The following is a 17626-nucleotide window of genomic DNA, read 5'->3' as shown; positions in this document are numbered from 1 at the left end:
GTTTACATGTTATTTCAGAATAATAATTTAATAGTTCGCGAAATAGAAGAAAAGGATAAACATATATTAGCAAAATGGCTTTCCGATCCACAAGTTCTTGAGTTCTATGAGGGACGGGACAACCCTTTTGATATAGACCAAGTTATGAAAGAGTTTTATACCTCTGAAGATGAAGTAACTAAATGTATTGTAGAGTTTGAAGGAGCTAGAATTGGATATATTCAATTCTACCAACTGGATAGTAAAACGAAAAAGGTCTATGGCTATCATAATGAAGAGAAGAACATTTATGGGATAGACCAGTTCATAGGCGAAGTACCGTATTGGAATAAAGGAATTGGAACGTTACTTGTTTCGTCTATGATTAGCTATTTAATCCAGGATAAAAAGGCGGACCGAGTAGTCATGGACCCACAATCAAGAAATGTTAGGGCTATAAAATGTTATGAAAAATGTGGTTTTAAAAAAGTTAAAGTTCTCCCTAAACGTGAGCTTCATGAAGGAGTATATCAGGATTGCTGGCTGATGGAAATTGAACACTGTTAGAGGGGGAGAGTTTTTGAAAATACAAAATAAAATACCAAAGAATGATGAACATTTACACTTAAACCTAATCGATAACGACTGGATTCCAATGAAAGAACCTGAGAGTGTTTGGACTGCTATAGTATTATCAATTCCTTTCATGCTTTTAAATGCCATCATTAGTATTGGTATTATAAATGTCTTTTCAACTATTTCCTTGAGCGAATTTGGGTTGTCATCGGATTCCGTATCAATAACAATTAACGTAGGTGTAATTATCTGGATATTTTCACTTATCATCTTACACGAACTGCTTCATTTGCTGTTCATACCGAACTTTATTAAGTCTCAGAAAACGTTTATTGGTCTTACCCTGTTTGGCGGTTATGTACTAACGGAGGAAGAAATCTCAAAATCAAGGTATATAGTAGTCACTATTGCCCCATTCGTTATAATTTCAATTATATTGCCGATTGTTTTAAGTCTAATTGGAATCTTAACACCAACAATAAAAATTCTGATATTGTTAAATGCTATGGCATCTTCTGTGGATATACTTAATGTTGTTCTATTAGTAACTCAAGTGCCAGGAAAGACAATCTTAACAAATAACGGAACAAAGACTTATTGGAAAAAGACGGCGTAATTTATAGAAGGAGTTTCATTATGAATAAAACTGAAAAAGAGAAAATGTTGAGCGGTGAACTTTATAATCCGGATGATTCTGAATTAGTAAGGGAAAAATTGAATGCCAGAAGGCTAACAAGATTATACAATGATTCAAGTGAAACAGAGGAAAACAAACGAACCGAATTAATAAAAGAATTATTTGGTTCAAGTGGAAACAGCTTATTCGTAGAGCCGACGTTTCGTTGTGATTATGGCTACAACATTCATGTTGGCGAAAATTTTTATGCTAACTTTAACTGTGTATTTTTGGATGTCTGTGAAATTCGAATAGGTGATAACTGCTTTATTGCGCCAGGTGTACACATATATACAGCAACCCATCCGTTAAATGCCTATGAGAGAATATCGGGGGCAGAATATGGAATACCAATAACGATAGGTGACAATGTCTGGATTGGCGGAGGAGCTATTATAAATCCTGGAGTTAAAATAGATGATAATGTTGTAATCGCTTCAGGTGCAGTGGTTACAAAATATGTGCCAGATAATGTTGTGGTTGGTGGAAATCCTGCGAAAGTAATAAAGGAAATTGAAAAATAAAGTAAATCGGTAATTATTATAAAGGTGGCAAATACAATGGATCTGGAAAAAAAGCGACTTTATTTTCAAATGGTTATAGGTAACATGGGAGTTCTCCTTTTAGGACTGGCTATGCTGCGGTACTTATCAGAATTTCATGACTCATTAGGACAAGGACTGGTTTTATTTGGATTAATCTTTGTATTAATCTATATGCGGTTTTTAGAAGATAAGGCGGGGGTTACCAGAAAAGAATCGAATTTAAGTAAAATAATCTTGGTAACAATATTTTTAATTGCACCGTTTTTATTATAGTTTTAGTGTTTTTAATAGATAAAAAGAATAGCACAATAAGAGAGGGCTGAAAGGATATTGTCATAACCGATTATTAAAAAAAGCAGGGTAAAAATTCTTATATAGAGTAGATATTTAAAAGAATGTAATATAAATCAACAATTTATGAAATGAAAGGAGAATAAAGCGATGGAAAAAGTTAACCCCATCACATTTACTGGTGAGAGAAAAATGAGTGAGAAGAAATTAGTCGGCTTTCGTGTGGTTTGTGAGGATATGACAGGTTATGGTCAAGAGATTCCTAAAGCATCTATGTCTTTAGCACGACGTAAGGATGAGATAAAGCAATTAGTTGACCCAGTTAAACTTATTGGTGCATTTAAAGCTTCCGAAACTTCAAAGGAGGACGACGGCTACTGGGTTTGTTATGAGGTACATGATTTTGAGGCTATACCTTACGGGATGGTTAGTCTAGAAGTTCCTGAACAGAAATATGCAGTCCTGCATTTTAAAGGTCATGCTTCGGAAATTTTCCAAGTATATACTCATTTGCACCAATGGATTGAGGAGAATGGATATAAAAGAGTGCCTGATGAGTGGACATTAGAAATTTATACAAAATGGACTGAAAATGAGGATAATGTGGATCTATGTGATCCTATTGGTTAACAGGCTTTACATAGAGTTTTTATTTGGTGCCTTAAGAGAACAGCGGTAAACGGAAGGTGCAGATAGAATTTTTGTAATGGACATTCATCATGAGCACTTATAAAGGTCCAGATGGGAAAATGTTGATGGTAGTGAAAATTAGTATATAAACTTATAATTTAATTTGAATCGAAGCGGAGTGAGCGATAAAATGAATTATGAAATTGTGAAAATCCCGGCATATCGGGCAGTAGGATTAAAATGGGAGGGTACATTCTCTGAAATTGTACCGAATTTAAAAAATGTTATTCAACAAATGGAAAACAGGGCGGATGAGTTGGATGATAAGGTTAATCCAAATGTTCAGTTAGGGCTGTCTTATCATGTAATTGAAAATGGCTTTGCCCATTACGCGACTTATGAAGTGAGTGAAGAGCAGGAAATCCCTGATGGAATGATTGAAATTAAGGTTCCTGCATGGACCTACGTGAAGACGACACATAATAAAGGTGAAGATATATCTAACACTTATACGAATTTACATAAATGGTTATTTAATAGTGACTATACCGCATATAGAGAAGCTAATGTTACTTACCATGATCCATATATGCCAATTAAACATGAACATTATCCAGTTGATCGTGATCCGAATGATCCACATTTTGATATTTATATTCCGATTGTTAAAAACCATTAAAAGTACGTTTATCTAGGACGGATTAATTGACGAATAATATTAGGGCTGCATTTTTTTCAAAACCTAAAGCTGTTTCAGAACTTCTCCATTAGTGAAAAAATATGGATGCGGAACTACATTATGATGATTAAGATGCGTACAAAATAATTAAACAATTCTTTTTGCGGAATGAGGCCCCATTGCTGACTTGCCAGCACCTCAATCTGCTATTTTTTATTATAACTCATGTGGAGCTTGATTTCGTTCAGGTAACCTATTTTAACCCCTATATTCCATCGATTTTGTGCTATCAGAAAAGAACAATTATCAGTTTCATCTCTCTATCGGTTACGGATTCGCATTGTTTTCGGGACCTTCATTTCACACCTCTTAAACTCATTCTAATACTTTTGTCACCAATTTGTCATAGACTTATTGCATCAAAAATCCTTACTTTCATCAAACTTTCACATTGAAATTGTAATCTGTTATTAGAAAGATTCAAATTCATCATGTATTGACTGAGGATATAAGCATGTTAAGGCGATTCAGACGTTAATATGAAGTGAAACCATACATAGAAGGATTAACTTTTTTTATTTCCTTATATCTAAATCGTAACTAGCGTTGTTTCACTATTATTTTTTAAAAATATTCTTAAACACAGAAAGAGGGATTTTAATGCTTGGAATTGAAGCTGACACAATGTTAATTGCAGGAATGTTTTTAGCGATAGGAGCAGGAGCACTATCTTTTTTGTCACCTTGTGTTTTACCAATTTTCCCTGCTTATCTATCGTATATAACCGGGATAAGTGTTAAAGAGTTACAAGGAAACCAGAACACTAAAATACGTCGCCAGTTATTGAGTCACTCTGGATTCTTTTTACTAGGGGTATCATTAGTATTTATCAGCTTAGGTGCAGGCGCTTCATTTTTGGGGCAATGGATTCAGGATTTACTACTAGGTGATTCCGGATTGTTTCTTCAACGTATTGCAGGGGTTTTCATTATTATAATGGGATTATTTATTGCAGGGTGGATTAGTCCAACTTCATTAATGAAGGAAAGGCGTTTTCATTATTCCAAAAAGCCGGCTGGATATTTGGGAACTTTTTTTGTTGGTCTTGGGTTCGCTGCTGGGTGGACACCATGTATAGGTCCGATTTTTGGATCAATTCTACTTTTAGCTGCCAGTAACCCTGGTCAAGGTGTATTCTACACTGTTATGTATGTTATAGGCTTTGCGTTACCATTTATTATTTTAACTTTCTTCCTTGGGTCCACAAAATGGATTGTCCGTCACAGTCAAGTGATTATGAAAGTAGGCGGAGTGATTATGATCATTATGGGCTTAGTCTTATTTTTTGGTCTAATGCCACGTATTACAGGATTTCTACTTGATTTAATACAAGGAACATGGTTATCAAAATTAGGATAATAGGGGGTTCATTCAAATGAAAAAATTGATTGTTATCGTACTTGCAATAGGAATGATTGGGTGGGCCGTTTATGATTTTGCAATTGCAAATGATGATACATCCGTTCAAGAAGACGATGGTAATATCTCTGGTAATTCCATCTCAGCACCGATGGATGAAGAGGAGAAAGCGGAAGAAGAGGTTGTGAATTCTGATGAAGTTGGGCTTGAAGAAGGACAAATTGCCCCTGACTTTGAATTGAAAACATTAGAAGGGGAAACAGTAAAATTATCTGACTTCAGAGGAGAACGTGTCTTAGTAAATTTCTGGGCAACATGGTGTCCACCATGCAGAGAGGAAATGCCGGATATGCAAAAATTTTATGAAAATAAAGATTTAGAGATTTTAGCCGTTAATTTAACAGAAACTGAAAATAGTAAAGAAGATGTTACAGAATTTGTAGAAGACTTTGAGCTGACATTCCCAATATTGATGGATGAAAATTCTGATGTAGCTAATGCTTATAAAGTTCGAGCATATCCAACTTCTTATATGATTGATTCAAATGGTCGTATACAGTTTATTGCGATGGGGGCAATGAATTACGAAATGATGGTAGAAGAATTGGCAAAAATGGAATAACATTTTTCTCTTGGCAGATAAGAAAGTATAATTACTTTCTTACTGCATAAGCGCAACTAAGGCAATTCGCCCAAAGGCTTGGCGAATGCCAAGTTTTCTAAGGTTAAACAATACATGTATCGTGAATAATGAATGTATAAACCTTTTGGTAGTAAAGGAGATGCAAGTGATGTCAGAAAAACGATTTAACCCGAATAAAGCAGATAAACTCTTAAGTGAGGAAAGAAAAGAAAGTCTAAAACCTTATAAAATTATTGATAAATTAGGTATTCGTGAGCGGGATAGAGTTGCCGATCTTGGTGCTGGTAATGGATTCTTCACCATTCCAATAGCAGAAAGAACGAATGAAGTGGTTTATGCTGTCGATATCGAGTCCCAAATGCTTCAATTGCTGGAAAAACGTGCAGACGAACAACAAATTGAAAATATTCAGTACATCGTTAGTGATCTAGAAGGAATTAATTTAAAAGATAATTCAGTGAACAAGGTTTTGGTGGCATTTGTTATTCATGAAGTTGAGCGTATTGAAAAGGCACTTAATGAAATTAAACGAATTTTAAAGCCTGGTGGAGAAATCATGATTATTGAATGGGAGGCCATTGAAACCAAATCAGGTCCGCCTCTTAATCATCGTATTTCTTCTACTAAAATGATGGATATACTACGGAATAATGACTTTAAGGCAGACCTTATTCCTTTAAATGATACTACTTATGCTGTTAAAGCTGCTCTTGCATAATCAAATTCCTTGATATAAAAAGAGGGAAACGGGAATTTTTTGGAAGTAAGAAAGTATAACTACTTTCTTACGGCGATAAGCCAAGTTTTCTAAAATAGATTCCGCTTCCCTCTTTTTTATTATATAGCGCAGCGATTTGGACCAACTTCCATTTCGCGCCTTTCATCGTGATCTGGGTTCTTTTTACCCATGTTCGTATATCTAATTTCTTCATGACTGTTTGGCAGTGGTGGTAAATTATCTGTTACAAGGTGACGAAACTCTTTTTCGCTTTCTACATTTAAGCGATCATTCTTCTGATATAGTTCTTCTAGCTTCGCTTGAACCGTGCCATCCTCATTAATTTCTTCCATTGCTCCGAAATGAGCTGGTAACACAATTAAATCTTGTGATAAGCCTTGGTAGCGTTCATATAATGTCTTTCGCAGATCATCTACCCAATCCTCTGCTTTTCCTGCTAAATCCGGACGACCAATGGATTCTATGAACAAGATATCCCCTGTCATCAAGTATTTATTATCTACAATAAAACTAGTACTTCCAACAGTGTGCCCTGGAGAATAGAAGGAAGAAATTTCAATGGAATCACCAACAGTGATTTTTGTGTCATCTTCTAGTTTATTATAATCAAACGTCAGGCCTTCATCATCTTTTGTTGGGAAATAATATTGGGCTTTTGTTTGTTCAGCTAAACTCTTTCCACCTGATATATGGTCTGCATGAAGATGCGTATCCAATACATATTTTATGGCTGTATCTTTTTCCTCGGCAAAGTTTTTGTATGTTTCTGTCATCCTTGTAGCATCAATAACTGCCGCTTCACCACCGGCAATGACCATATAAGAAAGGCAGCCTTTTCCGATTCGAAGGAATTGATAAAGTTCTCCACCATTAGAAAGATCGCCAATCTTCACTGGCTCCAGATGTTCACTCCATGCTGTCATACCACCCTTTAAATAGGTGATATTTTTCACTCCGGCATCTTCCAGTACTTCGACCCCTTTTTGAGAAGAGATTCCTTTTGCACAAACAACGTAAATCGTTTGATCTGCTGGAAGTTGTTCTTTTACATCCTCTGCCCCATTTTCTAACTGCTTATATGGGATGTTCAGACTTTGAACATTTCGTCCTTGAATAGCCCAATCGTTATAATCTTCTTCTTTTCGAATATCTAGTAAGAACACTTTTTCATTTTCAAGAATTTTTTGAGCTAGCTCTTTTACTGTAATTGCTTGTAATGCCAATTTAATCACTCCATCATTTAAAAATATTTTGTAAGCCTAAGATTTTTTCGGTTAGGCGCTCTTGCTATAAGTTTTCCACTAAATTTTCCTTTTACACTTCCTATTTATACAATTAGCCCTATGCGTATTTGTCTAAACAGTAAGTTAGGTTAGCAACACTTCAGATATTAGAAAACTTGGCATTCGTTAAAGGGATTCTTATGAAAGCGTATTTTGCTTTCTTAGAACCCCTTATACTCTGGAGTGCAAGCCTTTGGGCGAATTGCCTTAGTTGCACTTATGCAGTAAGAAAGGATTTATACTTTCTTATCTGCTAAAAAAAAAGACTACCCTTATATCCAGTGGGTAGCCCTTCTAATTTATTAAAATACTTTAGTTGTCCAGTCTTCACAGTTCCAAACGTCAGTAACGATATCTTGGTAAAATTCTGGTTCGTGTGAGATCAATAGAACACTGCCTTTGTAATCTTTCAATGCACGTTTCAGCTCTGCTTTTGCATCAACGTCCAAATGATTTGTGGGCTCGTCGAGTATAAGCAGGTTAGTCTCTTTGTTGATTAGCTTACATAGGCGAACTTTTGCCTTTTCGCCTCCACTCAATACGCGAACTTTACTTTCGATATGCTTTTTGGTAAGTCCGCATCTCGCTAGAGAACTGCGCACTTCATGCTGTGTAAAATGAGGAAATTCATCCCATATTTCATCGATACACGTTTTATCGGTAGTCTCTTTTAATTCCTGTTCAAAATAACCAATATGAAGATGGTCACCCAATTCAACGGATCCGGAAACAGGTGTGATTTCACCTAAAATACTTCGTAAAAGTGTTGTTTTCCCGATTCCATTTGCTCCTGATAATGCTAACTTTTGACCACGTTCCATTGCTAAGTCAAGTGATCTTGAGAGGGGTTCTTCATAACCAATGACAAGTTCATTTGTTTCGAACAAGTATCTTCCGGCTGTTCGTGCTTCTTTAAAATGGAACTTCGGTTTTGGTTTTTCTGAATCCAACTCAATAACATCCATTTTATCGAGTTTCTTTTGCCGTGATGTTGCCAGTTTACTTGTTGCTGCATTTGCTTTGTTTTTCGCTACAAAGGTTTTTAAACTGGAAATTTCTTTTTGTTGCTTATTATAAGCAGATTCTAGCTGCTGTTTTCTCATTTCATACACGCGAAGAAATTCATTGTAATCTCCTGGATAACGCGTAAGCTGCTGATTTTCCATGTGATAGATCAAGTTAACGACACTATTTAAAAATGTAATGTCATGTGAGATTAAAATGAATGCATGGTCATATTCCAGCAAGTATTTTTTTAGCCATTCGATATGTTCAACGTCGAGAAAGTTTGTAGGCTCATCAAGCAATAATATATCTGGTTTTTCTAAGAGAAGCTTCGCAAGCAAGACTTTAGTCCGCTGGCCGCCACTCAGTTCATCAACGCCGCGGTCTAAACCAATTTCATCTAGACCAAGGCCATTGGCGACTTCTTCGACTTTGGCATCAATGATGTAGAAATCGTTGCTCGTTAGAGAATCTTGAAGTCGACCAGTTTCTTCAAGAAGCTCTTCCAGCTCATCAGGCCCAACCTCTCCCATCTTGGCAAATAGACCATTCATCTCTGCTTCCATATCAAACAGATATTGAAAAGCCGTCCTGAGCACATCACGCATTGTCATACCTTGACTTAAATCCGCATTCTGGTCTAAATAGCCAATGCGAGCATGCTTGGACCAGGTAATCGTTCCTGCATCAGGCTCTAACTTACCTGTAATTATATTCATAAAGGAGGACTTACCTTCACCATTGGCACCAATAAGACCAATATGTTCTCCTTTTAATAAACGAAATGAAACGTCTTCAAATATAGCACGGTCTCCGAAACCGTGAGTCAAATCTTTAACTGTGAGTAAACTCATGTAAAACACCTTTTCCTTCTGTAAGTTCCGCTTATCTATTATAAAGGTCTTTGCCCAAAAGTGATAGGGGGTAATAGCGGATTTCAAAAATGATTTAAATATAGGATTAACAGATAGTTATTTTTAATCAATTATTTTCCTATGGATGAATAGGCTATAAAAAAGATGGGGGGGTAAATATATGATTCAAATAGCAGGGAAGCCATTTCAGCAGAATGATATATGGCATACAGGTAATGAAGAAAAAATGATTATTCATGTAATGAATGAATCCCCGACAGTTTATTCCTATCAAACCACAGATGAGTTAGCATTTGAACTAAAACTGCGCAAGAACATCATGTTAGGTGCAAGGGCAATGAATCAAAGCAAGGCGCGATTCGCAGTATTTGAAGACTCCCGCTGTAACCCTCAATACTGGATATTAACACAAGTTGGAGGATTTCAGCTCAGGCAAGGTGTAGAACCCTCTGAAGCAATTAGAGACATTTACGTGAATAGCTCTTTATATGCGTTTGAATGTGCGGGGGCAATGCTTATTATCTACTATCATTCAGTCTTAAATGTGATTGGTGAATTAGCTTTTAATAAATTATTTGCAAACATCTATATATATAGCTGGAATGCTGACACAGACCTTGGGTTAACAAATTACTATTCCGAAAAATTCATACCTGGAGATGTTGTATATTTTAATAATCCGGACTTTGATCCAAGATTCTCTTATTCCAGAGGAGAAAATGCAGTTGTTCTTGGAAATGATCTTTATTTTGGACATGGGCCAGGAATCCTGACAGAAAGAAAAATGATTCGAAAATTGAACAGTCGAAGGAAGCGAGGAGCATCACAATCAGCTTATTTAATGAATTTAATTATAAGACCATCATTTAAAAAGTTAGCAGAGTACACAAGTCCATCACGAGATTACTATGTTCCTAAGCTAGAATCAGCTATTATTGAGCACAATGAAAGTTCAATTCCATTTGATCGTTACAGAAATATGCTGAGCGGATTCTAACTAATAAAGCAGAGCTTCAGCAGCTCTGCTTTATTAATTTCTTACGGTATTTTTATATTGAGCTTTATATTTATACATTCTGTCATCGGCGATTTTTAAGTAATGCTCAATGTTTAGCTTTTCAGGTTGTTCAACCAATGGCAAGTTTATAATCCCATATGATAATGATACTTTAGAATTAAATTTATTTACTTCCTTATTTAGTCTTGCTCCAATCTCTTCGGCGTTTTCCTCAGTACAATCAGGAACGATTATTACGAATTCGTCCCCACCAAATCGGAAGCCACTATCAAAGTTAGATCTGACCTTCGTAACGCTTTGAGAAAAGTGCTCTAATAACCTGTCACCTTCTTTATGTCCATATTCATCATTTATCTCTTTAAGATTATTTAAGTCAATCAGCATTAATGTAATAGGATGGCGCATTCGATAAGCTTTTGTCATTTCTTTTATGATACATTTGTAAAAATATCTGCGGTTATAAAGACCTGTAAGCGGGTCAGTTATGCTTTGTTTTTTTAGCATGTCATTTTGTTTATGTATATAGCCTTCATAGAAGGAATTCTGTCTATTGTTTGTTAATTCAAAGAAACGTTCAATAATCATCGATGACCCTTGGTTTAATTTGTATTCATTTAGTGCGTTAAGCATGTGACGAATACAACACATTCTAGTGCTATGTGTCAGTTTTAAAATTAAATCGACAGTAAAATAATTAGTTTCTGCAAATGCTATTCCTAAGTCGAAAGCTTCATTATCAGACGTCTTTATGAAGCCTTGATATTCATCATCCGGTAAAAAGAATGCCTCACAATGTCTGGTGAATGTATCAGTCAACTCATTCAGATAGTTTGGGGAGTTATGAAAATACAAATTAAATTCATTAATAGATTTCATTTCATCGTGGTGTTCCTTGAGTATTGTTGGTATTACCTCTATTAAAAGAGGATAGTATTCATCTTTTAACGCACTATAATTCATGAATTATTCACCATCATTTCTCGAGAAGTTTATAATTAAATTATACTATATTAAATGGCATTATTTTGCAATTATTAGAAATGAACAGCTAAGAAGTATTTTGAAATTGATATTGACTTTTATTTTTTATACCACTAGAATTCATTTAGATTTTGTATTATCCGGATTGGAGTGTCATGCAATGTATCAATTATATAAATTTACTGTGCTGTTTGTATTTTCGATTGTGTTAGGATTCTCATTTAATATGTTCTTGCTCCCCCATGAAGTGTTATCAGGTGGAGTAACAGGGCTTGCGATGATTTTTGGACTACTTTCTCCAATAAACTCTGGTATTTGGCTTGTTATTTTGAACATTCCTGTTTTCATTATCGGCTGGATGAGGTTAGGGAAGCAATTCATTCTTAACAGTGTATTTTCTGTTTTTATCACCTCAGTTTCCATGCAGTATATCCCGGTTGTACAGGTAACTGATGACGCATTACTCTCTGCGGTCTTTGGTGGTGTCATTGTAGGTGTAGGAATTGGGTTTATTGTTCGATTTTATGGATCAACCGGAGGAGCTGACATCATCGGTCTTGTTGTTACCCAAAAACACGATATTCCTTTGGGTGGGTTAATTTTCGGTTTAAATAGTATTGTCGTGTTTATATCCGGGTTCTTCTTTTCCTGGGATCTTGCATTATATACAATGGCTTCGATATACATTACCGGAATAGTCATCGACCGTATTCATACTCGTCATATAAAATTAAATCTAATGGTAGTAACAAGTCGGGGGGACGAGCTAAAAGATGAGCTTATTGCAAATTTGATCCGAGGTATTACCATTATGAACGGGTATGGTGCCTATTCTAATATTGAAAATAAAGTACTTTATACAGTTATTACCCGTTATGAACTGGCATTAGTAAAATCACTTATTAAAAAAGTTGATCCAAAGGCGTTTGTTAGTATTAGTGAAACTGCTGAAGTGTTAGGAAACTTCAGGAAATCGTAAAGTCTAGGAAAAAAACCAAAAGTATATGTAAAATGACTATCAAATTAGTATTGTTAGTCATTTTTTAGTAGAAGTTGGAAAAAGAACAACTTCTTGCTTGATGCACAAGGAATTCTGAATATTTTGTGTTAAAATGTACACAGATATTATGAGAAAGTATACGTGAAGTGATGGAGCTCCATCGACATGAATCCTCGTTCCGCTAATTGGAAGAAAAGTGACTTAAAGAGGGATGAAGCGGATCCTCGTTCCGTTAATTGTACAAATTCAATGGAAAACAGGGCTCATAAAGGCAAATAGCGGAATGAGGATCCGTCAACAAGCTCAAAACAAGGAATTAATATGAAATAACGGAACGAGGATCCGCCAACAGATTTTGGTGAGAGGAAACAAGGGTTCCGCCAGTATTTCGGAGAGTTGTAGATGCCCCTAGCAGATATAAATCACTCATAAACTTTATGGAGCTGTATTATGGATGAGGACACCCATTTGAGTGTCCAATAATTATATTATTATTTTTAACCGTCTAATAGTTCTAAAGCATTTGCAGTTTTTAGTGCAAATACTAATGGGGGTTCAATAGACTGAAAATGGACATACATTAACCTAGGGTCATCGAATAACCAATGGTTGTGAAATGCAGTAAATTGAATATTTTGTTCTACTAGTCTTTCAACAAATGAGTTAATTTCATGTTGCAAAATGACTGTTTCTCCTAAATTGAGAGTATTTCCTTCATCATCAAAGTTCTCAAATGAAAAAAACTGTGGAAATACTAGAGGTGAATTGGTTTCACGACCCATAATGCTTGCTTCAAGGTCCCTAACACGAGAAGCAACACAAACCCCATTTGTAACATCAGGTTCTGCATCTAAAATCTCGGCAAAACGTTCACAAATACTCTCTATATCATTTGTCTGATCATCCATATTCCTTTGGTTATTTTTTTGCCTAGCGTTTCTAACATCATTATAGTTTCGAAGTCTATCCCGTGACCTGTCTTTATTTGACATATTATAGCACCTCCTTTTTTCTCTTATTTCATCAGTATGTAAGTTAAATTAGTTTCGAATGAAGTTAATACCTATTATGAGAACAATTGGTTGATTAGCTGCTGTTTGTTTTTAAGAAAATCACTCGAAAGATGGACTGGTATAATTGAAAATCAGTATGGCAAGGAAAAGATAGTAATCTTAATAACAAATGAAACAGGTGTAATTATGCAGAGTTTGCTGGAAACATGTTTATTTTTACCTACATATTTAAACAAGGAGAAACTCAGAGACGAGCTTAAAGGGAGAACTATCCTGATTACTGGTGCGAGCTCTGGTATTGGCGAAACGTTAGCCTATTACCTAGCAGATCAACAGTGTCAATTGATTTTAGTAGCCAGAAGGGAGGAAAAGCTTTTGGCTATGAAACGTGAAATCGAAAATAAAGCTGCTAGCGTAAGTATTTATAGTGCAGACCTTCGAAATGAGGAAGAGATGGATGGCTTACTAACATTTGTACACCAACTGCCGAATGGGTTGGATATACTTGTCAGTAATGCTGGACTATCTATCAGACGTTCGATTCAGGATTCGCTGGATCGTTATCATGATTTTACCCGAACAATGGCGATTAATTATTTCGCGCCGGTGAAGCTGCTGTTGTCGCTCATTCCTCTTCTTGAAAAAAGTCATGGACAAGTCATTAATATATCTACAGTAAACGCATTGCTAGCACCTGTACCTTATTTTGCTGCGTATCAAGCATCCAAGTCAGCTTTTGATGTATGGCTTCGATCGGCAGCTCCGGAGTTAAAAAAAGCAGGGATAATAACATCAACTTTATATCTCCCGTTAGTAAGAACCCCAATGATTCGACCAACCGCTGCTTATCGTAATGTACCTGCCATGACACCCGAGCAAATAGCCAGGATTATCAGCAAGCTAATGTATACAAAAAGGAAAAAATATCAGCCCTGGTGGTTAATATTTGGGCGATTAGTGTCAGTCTTTATCAGAAATTTGCCGGATTTATCAGGTAAAAGAAAATGAGGGAAGTAACTTGAGGATAATTAAACTTGTTTATGTATTACATAAAGTTAAATTGCTGTCCCCTCTGGGCTTGTACAGGCTGATTGTTGCCACATTCAAGTGTGGAACTAATCTGATGACTCTTCTATATTTTGCAGAAAAGAAACATGCTGACAAAATTGCACTAGTTGATGACAATCAGGCAATAAGTTATAAGCAGCTCCTGGCACAATCAACAAGGCTTGCTATTAGTTTGAAGGAAAACGTTTATCTTGAAAGCGGGCAGAAGACAGCTTTATTATGTAAAAACCATGCATCGATGGTGAAATCTCTTTTTGCTGTTTCCAGGTTAGGGGCAGATGTATACTTACTAAATGCTGAAATAAGTAAGAGCCAATTTAATGAACTGATTAACCGCCATGATTTTGATGTTCTTATCTATGATGCTGAATTAGGTTCTCTTGTTGAACAATCCCATTATTCAAATCAAAAGATTTTAAGCTATCATGATCACAAACCGGCCATTAACAACCTCCTTCATTCAAATGGTCATAAAAAACAAGAACTACCCAGAACTTCCACGAGTAAAATTGTGCTGCAAACAAGTGGGACCACTGGAGTTTCCAAGGATGCAGCACATAAACCATCATTATTTAATTATTTGAATCCCTTTGCAGCTTTTATCAGTAGATTAAAGCTTTTAGACTATAACACTGCCTATATTGGGACTCCTATCTATCATGGTTATGGGTTAGCGGTTTTGCTTTTATTCATTCCTTTAGGGAAGAAAGCAGTTATAAGCAGTGGATTTAATGCTAAAAAAGCCTGTAATCTGATTCGTGAACATCAAGTAGAAGTAGTCACCGTTGTTCCGTCAATGCTGCAGCGAATGTTAAAGACGAATGCAGAAGATTTGAGGAGCCTCACTTGTATTGCATCAGGTGGTGCGAAGCTAAGTGCAAAACTTGTAGATGAGACATCTAATCAACTAGGGAATGTCTTATACAATCTATACGGGACGTCAGAAGCTGGTTTGAATTTCATCGCGACACCACAGGATTTAAACTATTCGCCATCTACCATTGGCAAAAAAATAAATGGCATGCGGCTAAAGATTTTGGATGAACGTATGATCGAAGTTGAGACTGGTAAAGTTGGACAGTTTTGCGTCAGGAATGACTGGTCAATGAGTAATAGAAACAGCTCCTGGATTGAAACAGGTGATTTAGGATACCAAGATAAAAATGGATACTATTTCTTGTGTGGCAGAAAGGACGATATGGTCATTTCAGGAGGAGAGAATGTTTACCCAATCGAAGTTGAACAGATACTAATCAAGCATTTTGAAGTTGAAGATGTCGCTGTTATTGGAATAAATGACGAACAGTTTGGCCAACGATTAACAGCATTTGTACAACCAGCGGAAAAAGCTAGTGTAACAGAAAAGGAACTTCTTGAATGGCTAAGTTCTAAAGTTGCGAGATACCAGGTGCCAAAAGAGATAACATTTGTTAAACATATGCCATATACATCGATTGGCAAACTTGATAAAAAACAGCTTGATAAAGTGTAATCGTTCCATTATATGGGGCGATTATTTTTTTGCAGTAAGAATGTATAAATCCTTACTTACTGCATGAATGCAACTAAGGCCTGGAGATAAGCAAAGTTTTCTAACAGTTATGAACCCGACATGGCTGCCAAGTGTGCAGGTCATCATCATACAGGTGTTGCGGACACCAGAGACCTTATTAGGCAAAAATACATGTAAATAGTGATGTTTTCGGACACCAGGGACCTTATTTGTTAAAAACCCCCTCTTTTTATCATGAAAAATATGAAATAAGGGCTTCTGTGTCCGGATAACTTCGAAATGACACTTTTTTATCGAAATAGCGTCTCCTGTGTCCGCTCAAAATAAAAGACTTAGATAGAAATTATTTGGATAGCCCGAGTTTTCTAAAAAAATTCTATTATGTATAAATAGTCTGAAAATGGTCGAAGCTAGTGACGAAATTCAAATGAAATTGAGGTGGTTATTTTGAAAAAAACGATATATCTTAGTTTACTAGGAATACTCTTTCTGGGAGGACTTGTATTTGCACTAAATACAGCTCAAGACAACAATGAATCACAGGATCAGGAGAATCAAGATCCATTCCAACAAGAGGCAGTTGAAGTATCAGAAGGGACGGTTGAAGTTGTAACATCGGATAATGGAAGTATCAATGCGAATAATTTGTTCATACCATGGACAATCAACAAGAATGGCAATAATTTTTACTTAAGTCAACGTGATGGAGCTGTTGTTCAAATCGATGGAAGTCTCGGGTTAGTAGAAATTCAGGATGTTGAGGTATCAAAAGATATTCTTCATGAGGGACAAGGCGGGTTTCTTGGTTTTACCTTAGCACCAGATTTTGATACATCTAAAATGGCATTTGCCTACCATACTTATCAGGAAGATGGTGAAACCCTTAATAGAATTATCACGATGTCACTTGAAAATAACATCTGGACGGAAGAGGATGTTCTACTTGAGGGCATACCAGGTGGAGAAATAAATACTGGTGGCAGAATTAAAATCGGTCCAGATGAGATGTTATATGCTACAACAGGTGATACAGGTCAAGCTGAAAAAGCTCAAGAACTTGATAATTTGGCGGGTAAGATTTTAAGAATGGAATTAAATGGTGAAGTTCCAGAGGACAATCTTTTTGACAATTCCTATATTTACTCGTTTGGTCATCGAAATCCACAGGGATTAGCCTGGGACAACGAAGGAAACCTTTATAGTTCGGAGCATGGTGAGTCTGGTCATGATGAAATCAACCTGATCAAATCAGGGCAGAACTATGGTTGGCCTGTAATTGAGGGTGACGAAGAAGCATCTGACATGATGAAACCACTTCATCATTCTGGTGATGACACCTGGGCACCATCTGGAATGGCTTTCAATGATGGACAATTATTTGTAGCATCATTAGCTGGTTCTAAAATTTTTACTTATGATATAGCAAGTAGTGAAGTCAGTGAATTTTATGGAGATGCAGGAAGGTTAAGAGATATTATGATTGAGGACGAGGCACTGTTTACGATTACCAATAATCATGATGATCGTGGCGATCCAAGTGAAAAGGATGATCGGTTAATTCAAATTCCATTAACAGAAAAAGCATCCACAGATTAACACACTGGCGTTGCATAAACAGGTAATAGCTAAGTCAAACATTTGAATTTTGTATCTATCATTACTAATTGAATATTCTGATATAACTTACGTCACT

The 17626-nt window shown here is 36.1% G+C and carries 18 protein-coding genes; 14 read left to right on the top strand and 4 right to left on the bottom strand.

All coding sequences use genetic code 11. From position 1 onward, the window contains the following. Positions 1 to 6 precede the first annotated feature (6 nt). The 9 genes from J2Z82_RS12480 to J2Z82_RS12440 all read left to right on the top strand — a co-directional run bounded on the left by J2Z82_RS12480 (position 7) and on the right by J2Z82_RS12440 (position 6156). On the top strand, positions 7 to 546 hold the full coding sequence (locus J2Z82_RS12480; RefSeq protein ID WP_209481122.1) for a GNAT family N-acetyltransferase: 540 nt from the start codon (positions 7 to 9) through the stop codon (positions 544 to 546). Positions 547 to 559: 13 nt separating this feature from the next. Continuing rightward, complete coding sequence (locus tag J2Z82_RS12475; protein ID WP_245251645.1) at positions 560 to 1171, top strand: DUF3267 domain-containing protein; 612 nt, start codon at positions 560 to 562, stop codon at positions 1169 to 1171. A 20-nt stretch (positions 1172 to 1191) separates the two neighbouring features. After that, entirely contained in the window at positions 1192 to 1755 is a 564-nt protein-coding gene (locus tag J2Z82_RS12470; RefSeq protein ID WP_209481121.1) for a sugar O-acetyltransferase, read from the top strand. Positions 1756 to 1791: 36 nt separating this feature from the next. Further along, complete coding sequence (locus tag J2Z82_RS12465) at positions 1792 to 2049, top strand: hypothetical protein (RefSeq protein ID WP_209481120.1); 258 nt, start codon at positions 1792 to 1794, stop codon at positions 2047 to 2049. Positions 2050 to 2217: 168 nt separating this feature from the next. Further along, on the top strand, positions 2218 to 2697 hold the full coding sequence (locus J2Z82_RS12460; protein WP_209481119.1) for a GyrI-like domain-containing protein: 480 nt from the start codon (positions 2218 to 2220) through the stop codon (positions 2695 to 2697). A 190-nt stretch (positions 2698 to 2887) separates the two neighbouring features. Next, complete coding sequence (locus J2Z82_RS12455) at positions 2888 to 3376, top strand: GyrI-like domain-containing protein (protein ID WP_209481118.1); 489 nt, start codon at positions 2888 to 2890, stop codon at positions 3374 to 3376. A 660-nt stretch (positions 3377 to 4036) separates the two neighbouring features. Then, a complete protein-coding gene (locus J2Z82_RS12450; protein WP_209481117.1) occupies positions 4037 to 4795 on the top strand; it encodes a cytochrome c biogenesis CcdA family protein in 759 nt (252 codons plus the stop codon). A 16-nt stretch (positions 4796 to 4811) separates the two neighbouring features. Next, positions 4812 to 5417: a peroxiredoxin family protein gene (locus J2Z82_RS12445; RefSeq protein WP_209481116.1), complete on the top strand. Its 606-nt coding sequence runs from the start codon at positions 4812 to 4814 to the stop codon at positions 5415 to 5417. A gap of 169 nt (positions 5418 to 5586) precedes the next feature. Next, entirely contained in the window at positions 5587 to 6156 is a 570-nt protein-coding gene (locus J2Z82_RS12440) for a class I SAM-dependent methyltransferase (RefSeq protein ID WP_245251642.1), read from the top strand. 119 nt (positions 6157 to 6275) lie between these two features. Here the strand turns inward: J2Z82_RS12440 and J2Z82_RS12435 are convergent, their stop codons facing one another. Next, positions 6276 to 7400 carry an MBL fold metallo-hydrolase gene (locus J2Z82_RS12435; RefSeq protein WP_209481114.1) on the bottom strand — a complete coding sequence of 375 codons (1125 nt, stop codon included), beginning with the start codon at positions 7398 to 7400 and terminating at the stop codon, positions 6276 to 6278. 362 nt (positions 7401 to 7762) lie between these two features. Continuing rightward, entirely contained in the window at positions 7763 to 9319 is a 1557-nt protein-coding gene (locus tag J2Z82_RS12430) for an ABC-F family ATP-binding cassette domain-containing protein (RefSeq protein WP_209481113.1), read from the bottom strand. Positions 9320 to 9500: 181 nt separating this feature from the next. Here J2Z82_RS12430 and J2Z82_RS12425 point away from each other — a divergent pair, with 181 nt between their 5' ends. Further along, positions 9501 to 10337, top strand: coding sequence for a protein-glutamine gamma-glutamyltransferase (locus tag J2Z82_RS12425; RefSeq protein ID WP_209481112.1), 837 nt, complete (start codon positions 9501 to 9503; stop codon positions 10335 to 10337). A 33-nt stretch (positions 10338 to 10370) separates the two neighbouring features. Here J2Z82_RS12425 and J2Z82_RS12420 read toward each other — a convergent pair whose 3' ends face one another. Next, positions 10371 to 11318 (bottom strand): GGDEF domain-containing protein, encoded by a 948-nt coding sequence (locus J2Z82_RS12420; RefSeq protein ID WP_209481111.1) that lies wholly within the window; start codon positions 11316 to 11318, stop codon positions 10371 to 10373. Between the two features lie 181 nt (positions 11319 to 11499). Here J2Z82_RS12420 and J2Z82_RS12415 point away from each other — a divergent pair, with 181 nt between their 5' ends. Then, positions 11500 to 12318, top strand: coding sequence for a YitT family protein (locus tag J2Z82_RS12415; RefSeq protein WP_209481110.1), 819 nt, complete (start codon positions 11500 to 11502; stop codon positions 12316 to 12318). A 518-nt stretch (positions 12319 to 12836) separates the two neighbouring features. Here the strand turns inward: J2Z82_RS12415 and J2Z82_RS12410 are convergent. After that, on the bottom strand, positions 12837 to 13331 hold the full coding sequence (locus tag J2Z82_RS12410; protein ID WP_245251640.1) for a DUF1259 domain-containing protein: 495 nt from the start codon (positions 13329 to 13331) through the stop codon (positions 12837 to 12839). Between the two features lie 105 nt (positions 13332 to 13436). Here J2Z82_RS12410 and J2Z82_RS12405 point away from each other — a divergent pair, with 105 nt between their 5' ends. From J2Z82_RS12405 to J2Z82_RS12395, 3 genes are all read left to right on the top strand, one after another. Then, positions 13437 to 14360, top strand: coding sequence for an SDR family NAD(P)-dependent oxidoreductase (locus J2Z82_RS12405; protein ID WP_245251630.1), 924 nt, complete (start codon positions 13437 to 13439; stop codon positions 14358 to 14360). A gap of 10 nt (positions 14361 to 14370) precedes the next feature. Beyond that, positions 14371 to 15912: an AMP-binding protein gene (locus J2Z82_RS12400; protein WP_209481109.1), complete on the top strand. Its 1542-nt coding sequence runs from the start codon at positions 14371 to 14373 to the stop codon at positions 15910 to 15912. A 468-nt stretch (positions 15913 to 16380) separates the two neighbouring features. Next, entirely contained in the window at positions 16381 to 17529 is a 1149-nt protein-coding gene (locus J2Z82_RS12395; protein WP_209481108.1) for a PQQ-dependent sugar dehydrogenase, read from the top strand. Positions 17530 to 17626: the final 97 nt, after the last annotated feature.

The organism is Virgibacillus litoralis, assembly GCF_017873675.1.
In the GTDB taxonomy this organism is placed as follows: domain Bacteria; phylum Bacillota; class Bacilli; order Bacillales; family Amphibacillaceae; genus Lentibacillus; species Lentibacillus litoralis.
Note: the sequence above shows the minus strand (reverse complement) of the source record. Positions and strands in the feature narration are given on the sequence as shown.